The following is a 22664-nucleotide window of genomic DNA, read 5'->3' as shown; positions in this document are numbered from 1 at the left end:
AAAGGCTTTACGGAAATCATTCACATCGTTAATAACCACTTCTAAATTTTCCAAAGATAAAGGAGAACTTCATTCATGAGTCAGAAAACAAGATTAAATAATGACTGGTTATTCAGCAAACAGCCGCTTAAGTCCACTTTAGAATCGGTGATAGCAGCTGATTCGGAGTGGATCGACGTAACCTTACCCCATGACTGGCTAATTTTTGATACACATAATCTATATGAAAGTGGAGAAGGCTGGTACCGTAAAAGCATAGTTGTAGATGAGAAAGTGCCAAATAGTCGTGTCTCGCTTCGTTTTGAAGGCGTATACATGGACTCCACTCTCTATGTGAACGGCCATATCGCAGGCGTCTGGAAAAATGGATACTCCACTTTTGAAATAGATATCACGCCATACATTATTGAAGGTATCAACGAAATCTATGTTCAAGTGGTTCATGAGTCTCCTAATTCACGCTGGTATTCCGGTGCGGGCATCTATCGGAGTGTATGGCTGAAGACGTATCCAGGGACACATATTGTGCCTGATGGTATTTATATCTCTACTCATAAAAAAGAGGATTCCTGGAATGTTGAGATAGATACCGAAGTATTGTGCAATGATCTATTACAAACCGCAAATCACTACATAATTCGTCACAGTATACTGGACGCTTCAGGTATCTGTATCTCTCATGCAGAGAATGAAAGTCCAGTACAAGTCGGGTCTGCTGTATCCAGCTCTGCCCTCTTATCCGTCAATAATCCAATGCTCTGGGATATTAACCAGCCTTACTGCTATTCCCTAAAAACGGATCTGCTGGAGAATGATCAGGTAATTGAAGAAGAAATCCAAACCTTCGGATTCCGTACGATGGAGTTTGACAGCCAACAAGGTTTCTTTTTGAATGGCCGAAAGGTGAAGATTCATGGCGTATGCCAACATCATGATTTGGGATGTTTGGGGGCTGCGGTGAATAAGGTAGCTCTAAAAAGACAGATTATCCTCCTGCAGGAGATGGGCGTAAACGCTATTCGTACGGCCCACAATATGCCAGCCGTTGAACTGATGGAACTAGCGGATGAGATGGGCGTGCTCATAGTTTCCGAAGCATTCGATATGTGGGAACGCAGTAAAACTCCTTTTGACTACGCCAGATTTTATCCGGATTGGTGGAAACAAGATATTGCCAGCTGGGTACGCCGGGATAGAAATCGCCCCTCCATGCTCATGTGGAGTATCGGAAATGAAATATACGACACCCATGCTGATGAACGTGGGCAAGAGTTGACCATAGAATTACGCGATCTGGTGCAGGTTCATGACCCTAAAGGAAATGCAGTAGTTACTATCGGTTCCAACTATATGCCATGGGAGAATGCACAGAAATGCGCAGATCTAGTGAAGTTCGCAGGATATAACTATGCCGAAAAATACTATGACCAGCATCATGAGGAACATCCCGACTGGATTATTTATGGTAGTGAAACTTCGTCTACTGTACAGAGCAGAGGCATCTACCACTTCCCTTATGCTCAGTCTGTATTGTCTGACGATGATGAACAATGCTCAGCCTTAGGGAACAGTTCTACTAGCTGGGGTGCCAAAAACACAGAAGCTTGCATCATCGCAGATCGTGATGCGACCTACTCGCCTGGACAATTTATTTGGACTGGATTTGACTATATTGGGGAGCCGACCCCGTACTTCACTAAAAACTCGTATTTCGGTCAACTGGATACCGCGGGATTCAAAAAGGATTCCTATTATATTTATCAAGCAGAATGGACGGATTACAAGGACGCCCCGATGATTCATATTTTTCCGTACTGGGATTTCTCTGAAGGGCAGCTTATTGATGTGCGAGTATGCTCCAACGCACCACAAATCGAATTGTTCTTTAATGATCAATCCATGGGCACGGTTAACATTGACCATAAACATGGTAAAAAGCTGCTTGGGGAATGGCAGCTCCCCTATAGCAAAGGTACTCTCCGAGCAGTCGCTTATGATGAACACGGAGTACAGATCGCTGATGATACGGTAACTTCTTTCGGAGATTCGGCCACTGTGGTCATGAATCCTAATAAAACTCAGTTGACTGCTGACGGATCGGACTTGGTATTTGTTGAGATCTCGACTCTCGATCAAGAAGGACGTCCCGTGGAGAATGCCAATAATCGTATTCAAATCTCTGTAGAAGGGCCGGGGCGTCTTGTTGGTTTGGATAATGGTGACAGCACTGACTACGATTCATATAAAGGAACAAGTCGCCGGATGTTCAGCGGCAAATTGCTTGCGGTCATTGCCTCTTCATTGGAGTCAGGTACAATCGTTGTACGTGCATCTTCCCATGGCTTACAGTCTGCTGAGCTTACACTGACTTCCGAAGCACGAGAGCTAGATCATTCTAAGGACGAAGAGCTTATACTTTATCAGCATTCGTCACAATCACTATCGGATGTGAGCGAGTTATCCCAAGACTATTTATCAGATGAAATTCCCGTTCGCAAGCTGGAAATCATATGCCCACAAGGAAATCAACTAACGAAGGACACTCGAGCACTTCCGGTTCGTGTGCAAATTCATCCAGAGAACGCAACCTATCAGGAAATTGAATGGCGAGTTACGAATGCTGCCGGTATTGACGCCAATATAGCCGTTCTTGAGGCAAATGGGCATGAAGCAGTAATATCGGCATTGGGAGACGGAGACGTCTATGTACGGTGTGCAACGAAAAACGGTGCAGATCAAGTGCGCCTGTACTCGCTTATGGAATTCCATATTCGAGATATGGGAGCTGCCTTTTTGAATCCTTATGAGTTTGTTTCCGCTGGTTATCATAGCAATACGAGCCGGAACTTAACAAATGGGAATGAACGCGGAGTGGCTACTGCAAGAGAAGGAGAAAGCTGGATCTGTTTCGACAACATCGATTTCGGTGATTATGGAGCTACTGAACTTACCCTTCCTATCTTCGCGCTAGATAACGATAAATATACGATTGATATATGGAAAGGTACTCCGGATGCTCCAAACGCAGCTCTGCTGACACAGGTAACCTATCAAAAACCTTCCATATGGAATGTATATCAAGAGGAAACCTACTCATTACCTGAGCGAATAAAAGGTGTCACCACCCTTTGTTTTGTTCTTCATAAAAAGATTCATCTCAAGGGCTTTCAGTTTAACAAACCTTTAAAAGCGTACGAACAACTTAACGTTCTGGAATACAATCAGATTTATGGGGATTCCTTTACGCTGGCAGATGGACAAATCAAAAATATTGGTAACAACGTCTCTCTCATCTTTAAAGATATGGACTTCGGTGATACTGGAAGCACTAAACTAACCTTATGCGGGCATTCGCCTATCGATAAAAATACTCTGCATATTCTATTTAGCGGACCAGAGGGTGAAAAGAGACAGCTTGTGGAGTTTACACAGTCAAGTGATTATTGCGAAAGAGAATTTGTGTTGGAGCGCGTAACCGGTCCGCAAACCGTCACCTTTATATTTCTACCGGGGAGCCAGTTTGACTTTAAGTGGTTCCAGTTCCAAGCAGAATAAGGTAGTTTCAACTTTAAACTAATCGATTAGCAAAAGGAAAAACCCTGCGCATTAGCACAGGGTTTTTCCTTTAACTTATATTTAGAGCTACTTAGTCGACTTTATTAAATTCGATCCAGTCGATCTGTAAACCTGGTTTAATGAATTCCAGTTTCATTTCATAAAGACCTGCTTCGAGTTCTACTTTCACAAGCTTTTGTCTAATCCATTGACCTTCTGTCCCGTTGGTTTGAATGGTTGTCATTAATTGATCATTCAAATTAACATTGCATGCACTTTGAGCCAGCTCAGGCTCTGTTGACATGATATGCACGAGGATCCGATATTGACCAGCTTGGCCAACTTCAAAGAAAGTCGATCCTTCAACGGCTGGCTTAACCTGTGGATTTTGAGATAAGGATTGTACTTGTTCTGCAGTAAGTGAAGGATTGGCCTCAAAGGACTCAACCGTTTCAATAATTTGCTGTTTTCTCGAGAATACTGGAGCATGCATGATGAACTCACAAATATTCATTGCAGAACGTTGCAGCTCTCCTCTAGTCAAAGATCCATTTTCCAAGGATTCAATGGTGTTGTCATTCCATCCATTAATTTCGGCGCCATAGTTAGCTACAACCATGTACAGATCATTTTGTGCACGGACCATCCAATTTGTAAATTTCCGATCTGCAGCTCCACCATTAACGACATCATTCATGATGGCCCACCAGTCTGTCATGACAATACCTTTGAAGCCCCATTCTCCGCGGAGAATTGTAGTGTTCAAATCGTAATTTGAAGCGGCCCAATGTCCATTAACAGGGTTATAGGAGGTCATAATTGAATTCGCTCCACCCTGCTTCACTGCAATTTCAAAACCTTTCAAATAAATCTCGCGAAGCGCACGTTCCGACACAACAGCGTCCACTTTACTGCGATGTTTCTCCTGATTATTGCAGGCAAAATGCTTCAGCGTGGCATTAGAGCCACCTTTCATAATCCCACGTGTACATGCAGCGGCAAACACCCCAGAGATCAAAGGATCTTCAGAAAAATACTCAAAGTTGCGGCCATTAAGCGGGCTGCGACGAATATTTAGACCTGGTCCAAGCAAGGTGTCTATGTTGTTTCTTACCAACTCTTGTCCTTCTAACACATACAGCTCTTCGACTAATGCGGCATTCCAAGTAGCTGCAAGAAGCGTTCCGATCGCAACCTGAGTCGCTTTTGCTCCACTATCCATACGAATTCCTGAAGGACCATCTGCCGTACATGCAACAGGGATTCCTAAGTTAAATAGACTATCACTTACTCCTCCAAATGCAGAAGCTGTACCCGGTGTAACCAATGGGCTGCTCATGCCTTCACCCCGTACAATGGCAGCCAAATCATCGTCACTAAGCTGGGCAATAAAAGCTTCCATACTAACTTTTTGTTCAAATACATCTCTTAATTTATGCCCTTGATTGCCTGTCTGGGAGATCGTTGTTGGTAGATTGCTCTCGATCCGTTCAGCTAACGAAATCTTGCGTGTTGGAACCTCTACATAAACAAGTTCATACGAACCGTCTTCTTTTTGAACGCCAGGTTGCATTCTTGTAAAGCTTTGCGTTGGTGCAAGAGCTTCTTGTAACTGTTCCACAACTTGAAGAGTTTCCACGACATAGCCGCTATTCCCTTCAACTTTGACTTCCTCCACTTTTTTAACACTCGTTCCCACAAATATGCGGTACGTGCCTTCTTCTAGCACATAAGCGGAAGCATGCCCTGACACACCAGCATCATCATAGGAAGCCATTGAATGAACAGGGAAACTCACGGTAAGACGTTGAGCTTCGCCTGGCTGAAGGACTTCTGTTTTTGCGAAGGCTGCCAAAGCTTTAGCAGGCTGTCCCAATTTTCCTTGTGGAGCTTCATAATAGACCTGAACAACCTCTTTTCCAGCAAAGGTAGTTCCTGTATTAGTTACGGTTACGCCGACTTCAACATTAAGTTCGCCAGCTTTGTAAATAAGTTTAGCTTCTTCTGGCTCGAGCTTAAACGTGGTATACGATATTCCATAACCAAATTCATATTGAACCTTTTCTGGGCAAAATGTCTCGAAATAACGATAACCAACATAGATATCTTCCTGATAAAGGTTTGTAAATTCATTACCGTAGTTGTGTGTTGACGGGTAATCGTTGATGGAATATGCGATCGTGTCTGTTAATTTTCCGCTTGGAGTTACTTCTCCAGCCAGCACGTCCGCAATTGCATTACCACCTTCCATTCCCCCCTGCCAAGAGTAGATGACAGACGAAATCGGATTTTTATAGCTTTCATCGTTCAGCCAGCTCATATCAATAATATTAGAGACGTTCAGTACAACAATCGTTTGCTCAAAATATGTAGTTACCTGCTTCAGCATCGCCTTTTCATCAGCTGTTAGTTGGTAGCTTCCTGAGCCATCGACATTATCCTGATCTTCTCCTGCTGTACGTCCGATTACAATGATTGCTTTGTTCGATTTACTACTAGCCTCAGCTACCAATTCGTCGGATAAAAGCATTTCCTTCTGGTTCCATGGCTCTGCAGCCCAAACGCCGCCACCATTATCAAATGGATTTTGCTCAATCCACTTCTCATATACTGCTGCCAAATCTTCGTTGATCGTAAGGTTCTTTTTACTGCGAAGACCGCCCAGCAGGTTGGTCGTATAAGTAACATGAACACTACCGCCCGAACCAGTACCACTGCGATAATAATTCACTTGAGTTCTGCCAAAAACAGCAATATTATCACTTTCAGCAAGCGGAAGCACCTGATAATCATTCTTCAACAGTACCGCACCTTCTGCTGCTACCGTTCGGCTAAATTCTGCAAAACCTTCTAATGGAATTCCCACACTCTGTGTACTCAACTTGTTTCCTCCTGTTGTTCAATTCTATAGGTTGTTTCTTTAGGCATCAATTACATATCATAAAGTTTAACTATACCATTATAGTACATTGGATAACTGTAATATATATAATAATTATCTTTATTAATATAATAATATTGGTCTGTTAGAGTTGGAAATTTTCAATCGATGTTAAAAATATCAGCTAAGTTCAATGATCTTCGTGGCAACATTATGGCAAAATTCGCGATCATGCTCCACAAAAACGAGTGTTGGTGTATATTCAAGCAATAGCTCCTCAATTTGCATACGTGAAATAACATCAATAAAATTAAGCGGTTCATCCCAAATATACAAATGAGCTTTTTCACTAAGACTTTTGGCGATCAGGACTTTTTTCTTTTGGCCGCCACTGTAAGTGGATATATCCTTATCAAATTGAATTCTAGAGAAATCAAGCTTTCGCAGAATAGATTTAAAAAGACTTTCATCTATCCCATTCTCTCTAGCATAATCTGTTAAATCGCCCCGTAGATCTGAAGTGTCTTGTGATACGTAGGAAATGATAAGCTGGCTATCCTTAGTGAAGGTTCCGGTATAATCTATCTCCTCACCGCAGATCAATTTGATGATACTTGATTTGCCGGAACCATTTTTACCCGAGAGTGCAATTCTCTCCCCTTGCTCAATGGTAAAGCTTACTTCTGAACATACCCTTTTCTCTCCGTAAAAAACCGAAACATTGTCCAGCTCCGCAAGATGACGTTTATGATAAGCAAGCTGCGTAATCTCTAAGTTCTCAGAATTTTCGATGTTTTTAAGAAGCTTAGACTTTTCGTTGATAGCAGATTGCTGTCTTTGCTCGATGGCTTTAGAGCGTTTCATCATTTTAGCGGCCTTGTGCCCAACATAACCTTTATCTAACTTAGATCCAGAATTTCTAGTTCCATTTTTAGTTTTTTCCACCTCATGTGACCAGTTACCTGTTCGTTTAGATGAGGCTGACAAGCGTTTGATATCTCTTCTAAGTTTTTCGTCTTCCGCTATCTCAAAGTTATCTTGTCTGACTTTATTCTCCCACCAGCTAGAAAAATTGCCCTTTTGAATCTCTATATTGGTTTTGTTGATTGATAAAATGTGGTCCACACAATTATCAAGAAAGGATCTGTCGTGAGAAACCAGAATATATCCACTTTTCGTATTGAGGTAATCACTGACAAGCTTTCTTGCTGTCATATCTAGATGATTTGTAGGTTCATCAATCAACAGGAAACTATTCTCCTTAATAAACAATGTAGCTAACAGCACTTTCGTCTGCTCTCCGTTAGACAATGAATCAAAGGGACGATATAACACATCCTCAGAAACCTTTAGCAAAGAAAGCTCACGCATTAACTTCCAATGAATATAATCCGGAAAAATCTCGCTGATCACATCTATGGTGTTAAGCTCCTTGTTATTCACCTGAAAAGGGAAATATTCAAAGCTGACATGAGCAGAAATATTTCCGCTGTATTCATGCTTTCCAAGCAATAAGCTAAGAAATGTAGTCTTTCCTCGACCATTTCTTCCTGTGAAACCTAATTTCCAATCGGTATCGATTTGAAAGTTTACGTTCTCAAATATGTTATCGTAGCTGCCTTCATAGGCAAAGGTTAGATTTGTGACATTTATTAATGACATAAAATAATCCTCCTGTATTTTAAAAAAATAAAAGCCACAAGAAAGTTACTTTCTTGTGACTCAAATAAATACAGCAAATCCAGCCCCAAATGGAGTTAGATATGGATATATTTTCGAGTGAAAAGAAGTAGTAACTTTCTTGCATACAAAGAATAAAACAAACGAAATAAACCATTGTTGTTGTTTTATTCATCATGGGACGCAAGAATAATTACTACACTATACTTTTCAACTCCGATCATTAATTTGTAATTATGTTATCATGCATACTTATTATTTTCAACTTCCTACCCATAATTCGTTAAAAAAGTTCAAATTCTTCTTCTGTAAGATCCATATTTACACTCATAGCCGTCCGACTCCCGTCAGCCGCGGCAAACACAAGCTGAGAAGGCATAAAATAAGAAACATCTCCAGCCGAATATAATCCTGGAATCGAGGTTCTCCCCGACCCATCCGTGCTAAACCCACCAGAATCATTCCGCTCTACAGTCAAATGATCTACGATTGATGCCGTTTGGATCAAATTCGGAGAAATAAACCCTCCCGTTCTTAAGATCTCAGTACCATCTGCAAAGCGAACCGCCTGAAGTTGCCCGTCATGACCCATAAAAGAGGAAACTGATTGTTCATTGACTACAACCCCCTTGGCCTCAAGACTTTTTTTCTGTTCATCTGAAAGGAATGTCTTGCCGTTCGTGCAGATAACCAAATCTTTACTCCAATTGAGCAGCATTTTTGCCATATGAAAAACATGTGGATTTTCGGAAACAACGACAAGGGGTTGATCTCGTAATTCCCAGCCGTCACAATACGGGCAATTAAACAGACTTTTTCCGTATAATGGTCGTAAGCCCTCTATCTCAGGAAGGACCTCCTTTAACCCGGTCGCCAAAATCAATCTGCGAGCTTCAATGTGACGACCAAACGAATCATGTACCGCAAATCCAGAATCATTTTTGTTAATCGAAATAATCTCAGTCTGGATATGCTCAACTGACGGATAACGTAGTACCTCCTCATACGCAATGCGACGAAACTCGGCTGGTGTAACCCCGTCTCTTGTAATAAAACCATGTGATGCATGGGTAACAGCATTCCTTGGCTGATTATTATCAATTAAAGCTATTTTTCTTCTTGCCCTACCAAGAACAAGGGCTGCGTTCAAGCCTGCGGGGCCACCACCAACAATAATGCAATCGTAAATCATATGAATCATCTCCTATATGCAGATATTAAAGACTCTTTTTGTCTATTATTAAACCAAAAAAATATTTGCCACATCATAGACTTAATGAATCTATAATATCTCCAAATTAGCTAAAGTGTCAACCCAAACTTTCCGATCCTCCGTGAGTTTTATTTAGTGTAATACTAGAAAAAAGTAAATAAGCCCATTACCTTATGTTTGGAGGTAACTTAATACTCCAATATATCAGGTAAGAGCTATATGTTGAACTTACTTGGCAGTGCAGGGCTTCCTCACTTATCAACCTTCACCGTTTGCTAATTCTAAATCATCAGCCGAGGGTCCGTAAAGACCAGGTACCGGCACGTCAAGCAGCCGCAGATAAACTCCAAGCTGCGCCCGGTGGTGAACCATATGATTCAATCCGATGGTACGAAGCGCAGCTGCCCGTGTCTGACGACGGATGATCTGCTCCCCGTTCCGCAAGGTCCACTCCGCGCCGAGCATCTCCACATTGCTTGCAGTAATTAATTCCTCAATCTCACGAGCTTTCAGGTCGAACTCTTGTAGAACCGCGTCGGGACTCTCCAGTGCTTCTCGTCGATATGCCACAGATGCCAAATCAAACTCCGAGTAAAGTAGAATTGCAGATTGCCAGCTCAGAAGGTTAACGAGGTGTGTGGCCAGCCCACCCAGGCTCATTGACTTAGAGTGTGGTTTCCATGTCATATTCTCTTGAGGCAGCTTCTCCAGTATCCGACGTGTACCAGCCAGCTCTTGCAAAACATCCCCAATGATCAGCTCTTTAACCATTCATCTCTCTCCTCTCTTCTGTAAAGCAATTTCTTTTGATCATTCGTGTGATACTTTTGATTTCTTTTCCCAAACACTTTCTAACTCTCCGCTAGATCGGACCGAGGTGCACTTATTTCGTAGATTTATAGCATTTCACCAGGTTATCGGACCCAGATGCAGTTATTTCCCTAAATACACTCCAATTCTGTGCCAATACAAGCCAATAAGAGCTATGCAGTCCGATAAGCTTGAAAAATGCAGCGAAAATCTAAAATAGCTGCAATGGAGTCCGATACGATGGACATTTGGCGAAAGTCCAATACAGAATACATCAGAAGGAAGATCTAATTGGATTATGAATAACGACTTCGACATCGCTTAAGAAACATCCTGCTGAGCATTCGTTTTTCAAGTCTTCTCTCTGCAACTTTTTAGATACTTTCTGCCAATTGCATAGTGGTAACACATGTATTATCACTCTTAAAAGTGGAAAGCTCAGATTTTGCTGCTTTTCCATCCTGCTCAATGGTTACGTTATATTTTTTGTCCCGGGGTAACCAAAGATCAATAAATCCGTTAGATAGCGATTTCATTTCTTGATCCACAATCACATTGCCTTCGCTGTCTTCGATATATACTTTAAACTCATCATCCGTTAATTCCCCTTGGCAGCCAGTCAAGCTATGTGTTGCGCAAGGATGCGTATTCTCCACATATGGAGCTATAGAAACAAAAAACTCATCTTTAGGCAAGTCGTAAGTTTTCTCTTTATTGTTACTATCGGTTACAATAAGTTGCTCAGAAGTGATAGACGCGGACAGGTTTTCCAGACTGCTTGAACTATATTCTTGCACTAATTGCTTAATGTCGGTTGTATCTTGTGCTGAAGGCGTATCCTTATCGATACCTCCCAATAACAAATACGCACCTAATGCAACAACCGCCGCTCCCGATACCACCAAGATATTTCTTTTCATTTGTAATCATCTCCTTCGCTTATTCGCCAGATTATGTACTCACTCAAAGTATCTTCCATTTCTTTTAGTATAACTAGTTAAACTAAACTAACACAATTATGAACAAGGCAAAATAGTGAAAAGTTATGTATTTGATTCATCCTCTATCAACACAAAAAAAGGCCTCCTCACTGGTTTTTCAACCTCGAGGAAGCCTTTTATCTTTTATATTATTATGCTTGTAAATTACCGACCATAACACGAATGACATCCGCAAGAGGAGTAGCTGAACGTTTCAGCAGTTTCTCTAAATCGCTACTTTCAATATTAAGCCAACCTTCACGAATCCCACGTTGTATAGCTACAACTATTGGAAGCGCAGCTTCTGGGACACCCACCTCCGACATGGTCTTGGCATAAGCCTCGTCGTCAACCTGGATTACTTTGATTTCTTTACCGATTACACTGCCTATGATCTCAGTCAATTCCTCTTGTGTTAAAGGGTTGCCAGACAATTCATACACTGTGTTCTCATGTCCGTCACCTGTCAGTACATTAGCTGCAGCTTCTGCATAATCTCCGCGTGTAGCCCAGCCAACTTTACCATTCCCTGCTGAAGTCACCCATGGGGCACCTGCTAGAGCGCCTTGAATGGAGCCGATCTCATTCTCCAAATACCAGTTATTACGGAGGAAGCTGTAAGGAATGCCAGTTGCGCGAATAGCTTCTTCGGTGATGCGGTGAACTTCAGCAAGAAATAGTTCACTCTTGTCTGCTTGTCCTACACTTGTGTAGGCAATGAAGCCAACGCCCGCTTTTTCCGCAGCAGCAACAGCTGCTTTATGTTGACGAATCCGGGTTTCATTATCACCATCTGCAGATACAATTAATAGTCGATCCACACCGGCAAATGCTGATTCCAGCGTCTCAGGTTGATCAAAATCACCATGACGGACTTCCACTCCACGCGCCTGAAGATCACTTGCTTTTTCTGGGTTCCGCACACTAACTACAAGATCACCTGCGGGTACAGTTTTAAGTAAAGCTTCTATCACCAATGATCCGAATTGACCTGTTGCTCCTGTTATTGCTATTTTCATTTTTACTTCCTCCTCAAATTAGGATGATAAATTTATTTTTAACCACTACCTGTAACTATTGTAGTTACAATAAGTTTAGATGTCAACTTATTTATGATCCCAACTCTGGCTGGATAATAAACAGAAGAATTAAAAAACTATATTCACAACAAAAAAACCACCGTCATTTCCGTTAGGAAAAACGCTGGTTCTATGATCAGCTCCAACTCAACTTAATAATGGTCCCTTGTCCAGGGCTACTCTCAACAGCAATCCTGCCCTCCATACATTCGATTAATCCCTTGGAGATCGCCATGCCAAGGCCGGATCCGTTGGAGCTAGATACCGTGTCCGTTCCTCGATAATAACGTTCAAATAGACGGTTAAGTGTGACTTCATCCATTCCATCGCCATCATCGGAGAATTGAATAGTAAATCCACTGTCCTCATCATTCATAGTTAGTGAAACCGTTAAAATCGTATCTGAGGGGTTATGAAGTAAAGCATTCGCAGTCAAATTGTTGACCACCCGCTCTAGCCATGGAGTATACAATCGGGCTCTCACTTCGTTTGGTGCCGGCACAAATATAATTCGTTGCTTCCCATATTCGGGACTTGCAGCAGCTTGATCAAGGGCTTGATGTAGCCAAGAGTTCAATTCCACCTCCATCAGCTCTGGTGGCTTGATCCCTGTTTTTAGCCGATAGGTCATGGCAAGATCACTGATCAGCATGTCCATATGGGCTGATTTATCCAGCATCGTCCTTGTAAACTTGCGAACTTCCTCTTTCGACCAATCATACGAAGGCTCCGCCAGTAAATGGGCATAACCAGTTATAGAAGATAAAGGAGTTTTTAAATCATGTGTAACACCTGCGATCCATTCTTCCCTCAAATTCTCTGTTTGTTGCCGCAACGCCTGATCTCTCTTCAAATTAGCAGATAATTTCTCTATGGATACCATAACATCAGAAAAAACCCGGTATCTCCGCCTCCATTTACCTACGTGGGTTCGACTACGACGATTTCCTTTACGGTCCATAGGCTCTGTATATATGGCATTTCCAATGGAATCGAGCCATACAAGCATATGCAGCATTGGCGCTCCAAACCTATGAGCTTGCCATAAAGAAAGCAATATAAATGCAAGCAATAAAGCCGCGAGCATTGCTAATGAGCCTTTAATAACAATTTTAACCTCTTCAGGTACCCATACCTTTTGTCCTGTATCTGCACCCTTTACGTTCGGTTGTCCAACGATCCATGTTTGGCCCGTTTGTTTATCAAAAGAAGATCGGACATGATAGCCGTAACGTTCACTGTAGAGAGTGCGTAGTGCTAGCTCTGGCACTGAGTACTTGGTGGGAATCATCTTTGGCCTATTATAGGAGAGCAGCTCCGTACCCGATGAATCGATGAGTTGAACAAAAGCCTGTGATGATTTAATTTCTCTTTCAATCGAATCAGGCAGAACCAGATCTCCATCTACTGCATCAAATGTACCTTCGCTCATTTTTTTTAACAGAGGATCTAGTATATTTGGCGCGCCATAAAGAAGCGTGAATTGTCTCCCATTTTTCTCTTGAATCCATACAGCCAGAGTATACGGAAAAGGCTGAGTCCCTGTCCAATAGGCGACTACTTCACCCGGTCCATATTGAATTGGGACATCTTTTGGAGTGTTGTAGGCACTTTCAACTTTTCCATTTTCATCGATGTTTTGCAGCCAGCCCTTATTCTTCTTCACTTGCTCCAGCAAGCTCGGGGAAAATTGAATGCCCTTCTCATCAATTTTGGAGGATTCAACCAGTTGCTCTAAGCCAACATTCGCAAAATCACGCGTAATACTGATATCGAGAAAACGCAACAGCATCCAAGTAAACGTTACTGCTGCAATAGCGAGAACAACCATTCCCGTAATTGCTAGCTGTAGAACGAACCTTAACGTTAACCGACGTTTGATATTCATGGCATGGACAACTCCTGGCGGTCTACCTTCACCAGCTTATAACCAAGACCCCTAACGTTAACAATAAATTTTGGATCGGACGGGTCTGCTTCGATACGTTCTCTAATTCGATGAATATGAACCATGACCGTATTATCATCGCTCAGTGCTTCATCGCCCCATACTTTCTCATATAACTCACTTTTGCTGAAAATCTGATTGGGATGTTTGCATAAGAAGACCAGCAGTTGAAATACAAGTGCCGGACAAGCAACAGACTGACCCTCTACCAGGAGTTCTCCCGCTGTCTCATCTAGCTTAAACCTTCCGTAATCATATACATTTGCAGATTTATGGGGGACTATTTCTACACTCTTGCCAGTAGCCTGTTGGTTAGCAGAAGCAAAATATCTCCGCAGTTGTGCTCTTATACGAGCCACCACTTCAAGCGGGTTAAAGGGCTTGGTAATATAATCATCTCCGCCTATAGCAAATCCCGTTAATTTATCGAAATCAGACGTTCGAGCAGTCAGAAAAAGAATAGGGGCATCCGTCGTCTGACGGATAAAAGGGCAGATTTCGATACCACTTCGTCCGGGCAGCATTACATCCAGCACAATTAAATCATATTTTTTGGATTCACAGGCACTTACTGCTTCTTCACCTGTTTGCACTGTATCTATATTGGCGTAGCCTTCCTTACGCAGCACTGTCTCCATAATGTCTAAAAGCGATACCTCATCATCAACCAATAAAATTGAAGCCTCATTCATATAAATTTTCCCTTTCACAATAGACGTTTTTAACATCATAGCATGATTTTTTTGGCTAGCAATCTTACTAATCTTAACGGAAGCTTAATTCGTATTCATTAAATAGCTAGTAAATTATGTAAGTGTTAATATAGAATTTCAGAAGAGCTAAGGATAGACTGCTACAATCGTAATACTGGGAGGCGATATATATGAACAAAAAACCTAAAAAAATCATTCATAAAGTTATTTTGAATACAAGAACTGCCTTGGCTGTAGGGTCACTGTCTTTATTAATGGCTGCCTGTGGAGGAGAGAATGCAGATGTGCCGACTACTGAAAAGGCGGAGCAGACAACAAGCCCGGCCACAGCTGCCATTCTGAGCGGATTTGCTCCAGATGAACTATCAAAGATTCTACTGGACGGGAAGTACAAGGAGTTGTATGCCCGCTTTAATCAGCCTTTAAAAGATGAAATAAGTGAAGCAGAATTAACAGAGACAGGAAAAGAATTCACAAAGGGTATCCATACATTGGAAAAGGCATCGACCATGCAGCTTAATGGATTTGATCGACGCACATGGGTTAGTGATGCTGGCAATAAGGGGCTTGTCGGGATGTTTGATCCGGATGGGACGATTACATTAATTCAAGTTCAAGAGCTTACCCCTTCTCCTGAAACCGACAATGTACTAAGTAAACATGAATACGCACTGCCGTTTGAGGGAGATTGGTATGTATTTTGGGGTGGTGAAAATGTGCTTGTGAATTATCATTATGAGTTAGAAATCCAGCGGTACGCTTACGATTTTATACAAACCAAAGATAACTATTCCTATACAGGAGATCCACTAAAAAATGAAAGCTATTATGCCTTTGGCAAAAACATTCTCGCTCCAGCGGACGGCACCGTTGTATCGGTTGTGAATGACATTAAAGACAATGAGCCAGTTGGGGTCATGAATCCGAATCAAGCTACCGGAAATATCGTTGTCATTGATCATGGCGGGGAATATAGTCATTTGGCGCATCTCAAACAAGGGTCAGTTACTGTAAAACCGGGGGATAAAGTCGAAAAAGGTGAAGTTATTGGCTTAACAGGTAATTCTGGTAATACGAGCGAGACCCATCTACACTTCCAAATCTCAGATGGAGCTGATCTATTCACTTCCCGGGCAATCAGAGTTAAATGGGAGAAAAATTTAAAACCAATTCAAGGTGAGACTATTTCCGCCGCTAATTAGCGCTAAATTCCGGGTCGCTAAGGTTGTCTCTCATAAATAATAAATCAGATGAGACAACCTTGATCTTCCCTAAAAAACATCCTACTTTCTTGTAATACCAATACATATAATCCGGGTAATTCACAAATAATAATAGACATATAGGATATATAGTGACTAAATATGGCTCTCTTTTCAGAGGAAAGGAAGTGTCAACCCCGATGTCTTTACTCCTAGGCTCTCATGTGTCTATGACCGGAACAAAAATGCTCCTTCGAGCTAGTGAAGAGGCAGCCTCTTATGGAGCGACCACCTTCCTTTTTTATACCGGAGCCCCACAAAATACACGCCGCAAACCCATTGAAGCTTTGAATATTGAAGCGGGACATGCTCATATGAGAGATAACGGTATTTCTAATATTATTGTACACGCTCCATTTATTGTTAACTTAGGAAATACACTTTCGGCACAGGTCTTTGAGCATAGTATAGAGTTTCTTCAATCAGAAATCATAAGAACAGAAGCTTTGGGTTCAACCCAAATCGTCCTACATCCTGGCTCCCATGTTGGTGCTGGCTCTCAAGCTGGAATCTCTCGGATCGTGGAAGGCTTAAACGAAGTGCTAACAGATAAACGAAATGTTCAGGTTTCATTAGAAACTATGGCTGGAAAAGGTAGTGAATGTGGAGTCTCTTTTGAAGAACTTGCAGCTATTATTGATGGAGTGACCCATAATGAGCGTCTATCAATTTGTTTGGATACTTGCCATATCCATGATGCCGGTTATAACGTAAAAGAAGATTTTGATGGTATATTGGATAAATTTGATCGATTGATCGGAATAGAGCGACTAAAGGTAATTCACGTCAATGATTCAAAGAATATTATGGGCTCACATAAAGACAGGCACGAAAATATAGGACACGGATATATCGGCCTTCAGGCGCTTCGATATGTGGTCCACCATCCTCAACTATCAACCATTCCCAAACTCCTAGAGACTCCCTCCATCGGTGAAAAGAAATATGTAAACGCACCCTATAAGCATGAGATTTCCTTGTTAAGGAGAGAAACAAATGAGCTGGTAAAAAAATAAAAACCGCCAATTACGCGGTTTTTCATCTGTGCAGCCATGATCGACTATCCTTTTGTGGAATCAATTGTAGTAGGTGCGGTTCCATTTAGCTGGAGTTTTTTTAACGAGTTTTTCTTTGCTGTTAATTCTTTGGAAAGATCAGCTTGCAGGCGATTCATGTTTTTAATTTCATCGTTAAGCTTTTTGATTCGCGTCATTTTACTGCTCAAATCTGTGTGAGACTTGCTAAATTTCATATCCTGTTCTAATTGATTAATTTTGAATTTGGATTTTTCCTTTTTGTTCTTCACGTTTTTGAGTTTGCTCTCTACCTCTATGATTTCTTGTTCTAACCTTTGGATCATTGGTTTGGTGAAATTAATCGCCATTCTTACACCCCATATCATTTAGTGTTGCCGAGAATCAATTCTACTATAAAAGAACAAAAAAGCACACTCATTAGAGTATGCTTTTTAAAAATAATCAGAGAAATAAGGATGTTCTGGCCTGATTAACCCTTCCAGGAATTGAACTGTAGCTTCATCTGCCTGGATCCGACCGATCCTAGCCAAATAGGTAGGTCGCTTATAGCCCATTAACATCGTGGTTAAAGTAGGAATGTCAATCAACAAGGAAGGGTTAGTCCCTCCTGCGTGCAAAATACCTGTTCCATCCTTATCCACATTAAGCGTAAATGTACCCCGGTTCCATTCCAGCATCGGATCACTCAAGGTGAAGATAAGGCAACCATCTTTATCCTGTTTTTTAAACGGATACTGTTCGATAAATAATTGCACATCCACTATCCGGGCCATAAAATAAGGAGCAATGGTTTCCTTGATGTCACCATCATCTAAAACGAAGGAAAGCGGCTCCCCTTTATAAATATCCCCTTTGACAAGAGTAATCATCGAAAAATGTGCACTTATAAAGTTCCATAATCCCACGCGAGCTTCTTCGTTAATATATACCATTTCTTTGATGTAAAAGATCTCCTCAGCAACCCAATACAACAAATACCCTGTGGGCAAATCATCATTGTTATAGTAGATGCCCACTGTCATTTCATCCAGATCCCAGCGTAAATATTCTTCCCAAGCCAACTTATTTCGAAGCATAGCTCCATGATGCTGCATGGAGAACTGATCATATATCTCCTTGATATCTGGATGTTCAATAGTTACCCGCTCCACGTTCCCAGGAACTTTTTTAGTTTTCGGCAGCTGGGTATCCGGAACTTCAAATGAGATTTTATCGGTAATGATCTCCCAGCCTTTCCGCCTATAATACGGAATAGAATACGGAAATAGATAAGAAATTGATTGCTTGCGGCCCCGCATTTTAGTTAATGCATGCAACATCAGCTTATTCATTAAACCTAAATTAGCATATTCGGGATAGGTTCCAACACCCGTCAGGCCACCCATCTCATAAATTCGCCCAAAAATATTTACTTGAAATGGGTATACTGCTAACTGTGAAATCAATTTATCACCATCAAACCAACCGACCACATCAGCATACTTTAGAACTGGCAGCTTCGCTTGGGTGATTTCACGATTTTCCCAACCAAAGATTTGTAAATCACGATTCGTCACTTGAAATACATAACGTAATAAATTATTAAATTGCTCTGCATGTTTAGTCTCGACATTTGCTAACCTGATTCTATCCTGCAACTTATTGCGACTCACTAGCAATACCCCCGCTGAATTCCCCAGATATAAATCAGAAATCACTCTTATTATTCTTAATATCCGTACAATAAATACATTCTTTCAGAGAAGGTTAGCCTAACGAGTTCTTTTGCAGCTTCGGGATCAAAGCATACGCAAACGTGATGAATGGGCTTAACCACAAAAGGGTGGCATAAGGTATATATTCAATTACCGGCACACCTAGTGTAGCAGCGAAAAAAGCACCGCTAACTCCCCAAGGAATTAAAGGATTAACAAGGGTTCCACAATCCTCTAACGTACGGGATAGTGTCTTTGCTGGAATGCCTCGGCGATTATATTCATCTTTGAACATTTGACCAGGCAACAAAATAGAAAGATACTGTTCACCAGTCATCCCATTAACCGCAATGGATGATGCGCCGCTCATAAGCACGATACTGCTTTTACGTTTGAGGGGTTGAATGATTTTGCGAAAAAAAGCCTCTATGACACCACAATGTTGTATTAGTCCGCCTAATGATAAAGCAATCAAGATAAGTGAAACGGAACTCATCATTGATTGCATTCCACCTCGGTTAACGATAGAAGCAACGGTTTCATTGGCAATAGTACTTTCGTATCCATTCTGCATCACACTGAACCAGACACCGATTTCTGCCTGCTGCTGAATAATAGCGGTCACTAGAAGACCAGTAACAATACCAACTATCAGTGTAGGAAGGATTGGGATTCGTTTGATTGAGCAAATAATAACGGCAAGTGGTGAGATCAAAGTCAACCAGTGGATATGAAATCCATCTTGTAGAGCAAACTTAATCCCCTGAATCGACGATAAATCAATCGCATCGGCTTTTGGTGCGAACAAGAAAAAGACAGTAGTTATTATAAGCGCCGGAATCGTTGTGTACATCATATTACGAATATGTGTGAACAAGGATATACCTACCACTGCAGGTGCAAAATTCGTCGTATCGGATAAGGGTGACATTTTATCACCAAAACAAGCTCCGCAAATGATCGCTCCAGCAGCAAGTGTGGGAGAAATCCCTGTCGTCAAAGCAATACCCATCAAAGCTACGCCGATCGTGCTAACGGTGGTGAATGAGCTTCCAGTAAACATAGAGACGACAATTGTGACATATAACGCGCTTACTGCAAAGTAGTTCGGATTAATATAATCCATACCATAAAATAAAAGTGTAGGCACCGTACCACTCATCATCCATACAGCGATCAATATTCCGATTAGCATGAGGATAAGAATGGGCATTATAGCTGTTTGGATGCCTTTAATGATAGCTGCCTCAATATCTTTCCATGACACGCCAAATAAACCCAATAAGACTGCTGTGCCAACTGTGGTTGCGAGAAGGGGGATATGAGGTTCTGCTTTTAATAGGAAAATAGATACAAAAAGAAGTGCAAAAATAAAAGCGATGATAATCATACTTTTTGAAAAACTAAGCTGACGGTCCATAACGATAGTGCTCCTTAACATTGTGATTGGGATAAAATTCGGAGATTGCGGCGCTTCCTTACTTTTAAGCTTTTAAGCTTTTAGGCTTTTGGGCAATGAAGCACAGAGGTAATATTAACGATAAGATAGAGAAGAGTCAATGTTAAGAACATACAATGAAGGTTTTTCCATTAAAAAAACAGAGGGCAAAATGCCGCTCTGCTTTATATTCATCCTATTCACTTTACAATTGCAGCTTTAAAATATCCTGCGGAGTTTCAAATTTATATTTCGCGGGAATATGCTCATGCTGCTTGCATCCCCATAAAGCTAATCCAAAATCGACACCAGCATCTCGTGCACATTCATAATCATAAATCGTATCCCCTATGTAAATAGATGATTCAGGGTTTGCTTTTGATACTCTAATAAATTCTAGCAAGGGGTCTGGATGTGGCTTATGCTTTGCTGTATCTTCTGCGATAACGGTATATGATAAATATTTAGTTAAGCCAAATGGAACGAAATCATCATTTAGCTCAGCTCTTGTCTTGGAAGTCACAATTCCTTGAACGATCTCTTTTGACTGTAATGAACTCATTACATCTACAATTCCGTCAAAGATGTTAATAGTATCATAGAAATCTTTCATGAAAACATTCCATCTCTCATTGCCCTCATGAATATCTTCGATCCCAAGTTGTGGTAATGAAGCTGAACCGGGAATACCTAACACAAAATAGAGCTCTGACAATTCATACTCTCTGTTATGATCCACCTTTAACATCTTTTGCAGAGAACTCAGAACAGCGATTTCTGTATCAATTAAGGTTCCATCCACATCAAAGATTACAGTGTTATATTTACGCATAACTACCTCCTATAGGATTACAACAAATACAAGATTATTAATCGTTAAGCTTAATCTATTACTTAGAAAATAACTCTACGGCTTGTGTATCCATAATCGGATTGATATATTTCTCTAGCGTAATCGTTAGGGGTTGAGGATAATCTTTCGCTCCCTTTCCAAAAGTATAACGCATTTCATCCACGGCTGTACCCTCCTTTGAAGTCATGTAGCCACCGAAGTTTCCTGCCGAAGTTGTTTTGATTGCTCTTTTATGCACATTTCCTTCCGCATCAGTAAAAGTCTCAGCAAGTCTAGTATAGTATTTTAAATATTCGGCATCAGTAATTGTATGCCGTAACAAGATCTCTCCTTCATCTGCATAATTCTCTTGCGTTGGGGAAACAAGCTCAAGGCCGCTTCCCGGTGCTTCAATGATTTGCTGCTTATTGAGATCGACAACAATTTTCATTTTATTCTTTTCCACTGCCGAGATACCAAAGGTTTTTAATGAAACGGTGTCTGGCTGACGGTTTAGGCTGCTCTGGCTGTTCCTGAACACCAGCGTAAACTTGGTGTTGTCCGAATAGACTTCAGAATTGTCAGAGTTGACGATGTCGGGGTAAAATAATTTTTCGGTAGCTCCCCCATTTGTATTAATCAGAACTGGATTAATCAATTGAAAAATTTGTTTATCATTGTTCAGATCATACTCCAAATCTACATAGGTACTAAGCGGTGTATATTGCACTAGATTCACTTTAATCTTTTGCCCGTCAACTGTCAGCGTTTTATCCGTTTTTAGAATTCTTTCCTGTGCTTTGAGCATATCAGGATTAAGTTCGAAAGCAACATCCAGATTAGTCCGGTACTTATTACTACTGGATTGTAGCGCCTTATCTGAAGTTTCAGTGAGAATGACATTATAGTTTACTTCCTTTGGATATTTAACCGTTGGTGAAAGACTAGTAGTGTATATAAAATCCTTAGACTGGCCTGGTTGAATTCGGTTATCGCTGGCAAGCATACTTAGTGCAGCACCTTTATGTAGATTCGACTCCTGTATGCCTTCATATTGAAGCGCAAAATTCGCATGTATAACTTCTTTGTCTGTATTGTTCTGAACACTGTATAGAATATACACCTTCCTTCCATCTGTTACTGCACCAGTTACATCTACTCGGTACCCCTTGTTTTCCGCGCTCTGACCCACCGGCATCACGAGATTCTGTTCCAGAGCACTAGCAAGCGCTGGTTCTAACCTTGAAAATGAACGATACGCTGCAAAATCATCTGTATTTTTAGGGCTGGCGGTTTGAACTGAAGGTTGAGCCACTTCCTTGGCCGGTAACCCGATTGAAGAGTATGTAAATAATAGGGCTGCGGCTGCAGCTGCGATCACTCCCAAACCTGCGGTATAAACGCGGCGTTTCTCACGTTTTTTTCCTTCCATAATTCCCTTTCGCATCGCGTTATAAATTTTCATTTCCTGTAAAGTTTCAGTATTCTGATTCATTTCATCAACATTTTTCTGCAAAATACGATCTTCTTTATCTGTCACTC

Annotated in this window: 16 protein-coding genes; 3 read left to right on the top strand and 13 right to left on the bottom strand. The window is 41.3% G+C overall.

Annotated features, from left to right (window positions below):
- Nucleotides 1-75 precede the first annotated feature (75 nt).
- Complete coding sequence (locus NST94_RS14185) at nucleotides 76-3555, top strand: glycoside hydrolase family 2 (protein ID WP_076302058.1); 3480 nt, start codon at nucleotides 76-78, stop codon at nucleotides 3553-3555.
- Nucleotides 3556-3646: 91 nt separating this feature from the next.
- On the opposite strand, the gene NST94_RS14180 is transcribed toward NST94_RS14185, so the two are convergent.
- From NST94_RS14180 to NST94_RS14145, 8 genes are all read right to left on the bottom strand, one after another.
- Nucleotides 3647-6436: a glycoside hydrolase family 3 C-terminal domain-containing protein gene (locus tag NST94_RS14180; protein WP_076302057.1), complete on the bottom strand. Its 2790-nt coding sequence runs from the start codon at nucleotides 6434-6436 to the stop codon at nucleotides 3647-3649.
- A gap of 180 nt (nucleotides 6437-6616) precedes the next feature.
- Nucleotides 6617-8098, bottom strand: coding sequence for an Lsa family ABC-F type ribosomal protection protein (locus NST94_RS14175; RefSeq protein ID WP_076125716.1), 1482 nt, complete (start codon nucleotides 8096-8098; stop codon nucleotides 6617-6619).
- A 301-nt stretch (nucleotides 8099-8399) separates the two neighbouring features.
- Nucleotides 8400-9308: an NAD(P)/FAD-dependent oxidoreductase gene (locus tag NST94_RS14170; protein ID WP_076302056.1), complete on the bottom strand. Its 909-nt coding sequence runs from the start codon at nucleotides 9306-9308 to the stop codon at nucleotides 8400-8402.
- Between the two features lie 279 nt (nucleotides 9309-9587).
- Complete coding sequence (locus tag NST94_RS14165; RefSeq protein WP_076125721.1) at nucleotides 9588-10100, bottom strand: DinB family protein; 513 nt, start codon at nucleotides 10098-10100, stop codon at nucleotides 9588-9590.
- A gap of 413 nt (nucleotides 10101-10513) precedes the next feature.
- Nucleotides 10514-11059, bottom strand: a complete 546-nt coding sequence (locus NST94_RS14160) for a CueP family metal-binding protein (RefSeq protein WP_076125722.1) — start codon at nucleotides 11057-11059, stop codon at nucleotides 10514-10516.
- 212 nt (nucleotides 11060-11271) lie between these two features.
- Nucleotides 11272-12138 (bottom strand): SDR family oxidoreductase, encoded by an 867-nt coding sequence (locus tag NST94_RS14155; protein WP_076184560.1) that lies wholly within the window; start codon nucleotides 12136-12138, stop codon nucleotides 11272-11274.
- Nucleotides 12139-12334: 196 nt separating this feature from the next.
- Nucleotides 12335-14086: a HAMP domain-containing sensor histidine kinase gene (locus NST94_RS14150; protein ID WP_076302055.1), complete on the bottom strand. Its 1752-nt coding sequence runs from the start codon at nucleotides 14084-14086 to the stop codon at nucleotides 12335-12337.
- Nucleotides 14083-14838, bottom strand: a complete 756-nt coding sequence (locus NST94_RS14145) for a response regulator transcription factor (RefSeq protein WP_076125728.1) — start codon at nucleotides 14836-14838, stop codon at nucleotides 14083-14085. The genes NST94_RS14150 and NST94_RS14145 overlap by 4 nt, the downstream gene beginning before the upstream one ends.
- A 191-nt stretch (nucleotides 14839-15029) precedes the next feature.
- Between NST94_RS14145 and NST94_RS14140 the strand changes: the two genes are divergently transcribed.
- The gene (locus tag NST94_RS14140; protein ID WP_076302054.1) at nucleotides 15030-16061 is read left to right on the top strand and encodes a M23 family metallopeptidase; all 1032 of its coding nucleotides are present in this window, start codon (nucleotides 15030-15032) and stop codon (nucleotides 16059-16061) included.
- A 200-nt stretch (nucleotides 16062-16261) separates the two neighbouring features.
- The gene (locus NST94_RS14135) at nucleotides 16262-17137 is read left to right on the top strand and encodes a deoxyribonuclease IV (protein ID WP_076302053.1); all 876 of its coding nucleotides are present in this window, start codon (nucleotides 16262-16264) and stop codon (nucleotides 17135-17137) included.
- 44 nt (nucleotides 17138-17181) lie between these two features.
- On the opposite strand, the gene NST94_RS14130 is transcribed toward NST94_RS14135, so the two are convergent.
- The 5 genes from NST94_RS14130 to NST94_RS14110 form a co-directional block, all read right to left on the bottom strand.
- The gene (locus tag NST94_RS14130) at nucleotides 17182-17505 is read right to left on the bottom strand and encodes a hypothetical protein (protein WP_076302052.1); all 324 of its coding nucleotides are present in this window, start codon (nucleotides 17503-17505) and stop codon (nucleotides 17182-17184) included.
- Between the two features lie 84 nt (nucleotides 17506-17589).
- Nucleotides 17590-18810, bottom strand: a complete 1221-nt coding sequence (locus NST94_RS14125; RefSeq protein ID WP_076302051.1) for a GNAT family N-acetyltransferase — start codon at nucleotides 18808-18810, stop codon at nucleotides 17590-17592.
- 94 nt (nucleotides 18811-18904) lie between these two features.
- The gene (nhaC, locus tag NST94_RS14120) at nucleotides 18905-20272 is read right to left on the bottom strand and encodes a Na+/H+ antiporter NhaC (protein ID WP_076302050.1); all 1368 of its coding nucleotides are present in this window, start codon (nucleotides 20270-20272) and stop codon (nucleotides 18905-18907) included.
- A 223-nt stretch (nucleotides 20273-20495) separates the two neighbouring features.
- Entirely contained in the window at nucleotides 20496-21122 is a 627-nt protein-coding gene (locus NST94_RS14115) for an HAD family hydrolase (protein WP_076184554.1), read from the bottom strand.
- 58 nt (nucleotides 21123-21180) lie between these two features.
- Nucleotides 21181-22662 carry a DUF4179 domain-containing protein gene (locus tag NST94_RS14110; protein ID WP_076184553.1) on the bottom strand — a complete coding sequence of 494 codons (1482 nt, stop codon included), beginning with the start codon at nucleotides 22660-22662 and terminating at the stop codon, nucleotides 21181-21183.
- Between the last annotated feature and the right edge of the window lie 2 nt (nucleotides 22663-22664).

The sequence above is a fragment of the Paenibacillus sp. FSL H8-0282 genome (assembly GCF_037963825.1).
Taxonomy (GTDB): Bacteria; Bacillota; Bacilli; order Paenibacillales; family Paenibacillaceae; genus Paenibacillus_AQ; species Paenibacillus_AQ odorifer.
This window is presented reverse-complemented; position numbering and strand designations above follow the sequence as displayed.

Coding starts and splice junctions, on each gene's coding strand:
- NST94_RS14185 (WP_076302058.1), top strand. CDS start 76: ATGAGTCAGAAAACAAGATTAAATAATGACTGGTTATTCAGCAAACAG.
- NST94_RS14175 (WP_076125716.1), bottom strand. CDS start 8,098: ATGTCATTAATAAATGTCACAAATCTAACCTTTGCCTATGAAGGCAGC.
- NST94_RS14170 (WP_076302056.1), bottom strand. CDS start 9,308: ATGATTTACGATTGCATTATTGTTGGTGGTGGCCCCGCAGGCTTGAAC.
- NST94_RS14165 (WP_076125721.1), bottom strand. CDS start 10,100: ATGGTTAAAGAGCTGATCATTGGGGATGTTTTGCAAGAGCTGGCTGGT.
- NST94_RS14160 (WP_076125722.1), bottom strand. CDS start 11,059: ATGAAAAGAAATATCTTGGTGGTATCGGGAGCGGCGGTTGTTGCATTA.
- NST94_RS14155 (WP_076184560.1), bottom strand. CDS start 12,138: ATGAAAATAGCAATAACAGGAGCAACAGGTCAATTCGGATCATTGGTG.
- NST94_RS14150 (WP_076302055.1), bottom strand. CDS start 14,086: ATGAATATCAAACGTCGGTTAACGTTAAGGTTCGTTCTACAGCTAGCA.
- NST94_RS14145 (WP_076125728.1), bottom strand. CDS start 14,838: ATGAATGAGGCTTCAATTTTATTGGTTGATGATGAGGTATCGCTTTTA.
- NST94_RS14140 (WP_076302054.1), top strand. CDS start 15,030: ATGAACAAAAAACCTAAAAAAATCATTCATAAAGTTATTTTGAATACA.
- NST94_RS14135 (WP_076302053.1), top strand. CDS start 16,262: ATGTCTTTACTCCTAGGCTCTCATGTGTCTATGACCGGAACAAAAATG.
- NST94_RS14130 (WP_076302052.1), bottom strand. CDS start 17,505: ATGGCGATTAATTTCACCAAACCAATGATCCAAAGGTTAGAACAAGAA.
- nhaC (WP_076302050.1), bottom strand. CDS start 20,272: ATGGACCGTCAGCTTAGTTTTTCAAAAAGTATGATTATCATCGCTTTT.
- NST94_RS14115 (WP_076184554.1), bottom strand. CDS start 21,122: ATGCGTAAATATAACACTGTAATCTTTGATGTGGATGGAACCTTAATT.